The 1,438-nt window shown below is 67.5% G+C and carries 1 protein-coding gene; it reads right to left on the bottom strand.

Features of this window, described 5'->3' with window-relative positions; genetic code table 11:
* Nucleotides 1–54: 54 nt before the first annotated feature.
* The gene (locus R8Z57_RS17380) at nucleotides 55–1,323 is read right to left on the bottom strand and encodes an IS256 family transposase (protein WP_318355044.1); all 1,269 of its coding nucleotides are present in this window, start codon (nucleotides 1,321–1,323) and stop codon (nucleotides 55–57) included.
* Between the last annotated feature and the right edge of the window lie 115 nt (nucleotides 1,324–1,438).

The following is a 1,438-nucleotide window of genomic DNA, read 5'->3' as shown; positions in this document are numbered from 1 at the left end:
GGTCAAGTCCCGTGGCGTGGTGTCATTCCGTTGCTCCCTGATGGTGGGTGATGGTCAGGCGGTGAGGTAGAGCTCGGGGCGTGCGGGCTCGGCGTGGTCGTGGAGGGTGTGGACGAGTTTGCGCATGGAGATGTCGGAGAAGTAGCGGCGTTCTCCGTAGGACCATTCCTCGTGCTGCTCTTGGAGGACGGCTCCGATGAGTCGGGTCACGGAGTCGCGGTCGGGGAAGATCTGCACCACGTCGGCGCGGCGTTTGATCTCGCGGTTCAGCCGCTCGATCGGGTTGTTCGACCACACTTTCTGCCAGTGCTCGCGGGGTAGCGGCGCGAACCCGGTGAGGTCGGCTTCGGCGCCCTCGAGCATGGCCGCGATCTCTGGGAACGAGCCGCGAAGACTGTCGGTGACGGCCTTGTACTGGGCCAGCACGGCCTCCGTCGTGGTCTGCGCGAAGATCGTGGAGATCAGCGCGTTGACGGGCTTCGAGCGGGCGGAGCCGATCTTTTGGGTGACGTTGCGGGCGAAATGGACCCGGCATCTCTGCCATCCCGATCCGGGCAGGATCGCCTTGACCGCAGCCTTCAGGCCGGCGTGCGCGTCACTGGTGACCAGGGCGACGCCGAGCGGGTCGGCGTCGGTGGCGACCTTCAGGCCGCGGTCGCGGAGGCTGCGGAGGAACTCGGTCCAGAAGTCGGTGGTCTCCGCGTCGCCGAGCGCCATCCCGAGGATTTCCCGGCGGCCCTCGCCGCTGACGCCGGTCGCGACGACGAGGGCCTGGGAGACGACGCGGCCGCGGTGGCGGACGTCGAGGTAGGTGGCGTCCAGGAACAAGTACGGGAACCAGGTGTGATCGATCCGGCGGTGCAGGAACTCGTGGACCGCTTCGTCGATCTCGCCGCAGATCCGCGACACCGTCGACCGGGAGATGCCGGTGTCGTTGCCGAGAGCGCGGACGAGCTGCTCGACCTTGCGGGTGCTCACCCCGTCGATCCAGGCCTGGCAGATCACCGCGTAGAGCGCCTTGTCGACCCGCCGCCGCGGGTGCAGCAGCGACGGGAAGAACGACCCTTCCCGCAGCTTCGGGAGCTGCAGGTCGACCTCACCGGCGGGAGTGGCGAGCAGCTTCGGCCGGGTTCCGTTGCGGCGGGTCGTGCGTTCCGGGGAGCGTTCGTAACGGGCGGCGCCGATCTTCGCGGTCGCTTCCGCGTCGATGAGGTCTTGCAGGCCGGCTTGCAGCATCCGGCGGAACACGTCCTGGTGGGCGAGGTCGGGATCGGCGAGGACTTCGCCGATCAGGGTCGAGAGGGCAGACTGGTTGTGGGTCATCGTGGGATCTCTGCTTTGCTTCTTGCCGGAAACAATGGTCATCCCACGGTGGCCCTTCGACGTCTACGACGACGACGACCCCGCGGGAAGTGACACCACGTTATGGGACTCACCC

It is taken from the genome of Microbacterium sp. M3, from assembly GCF_033548675.1.
Classification (GTDB): domain Bacteria; phylum Actinomycetota; class Actinomycetes; order Actinomycetales; family Microbacteriaceae; genus Microbacterium; species Microbacterium arthrosphaerae.
This window is presented reverse-complemented; position numbering and strand designations above follow the sequence as displayed.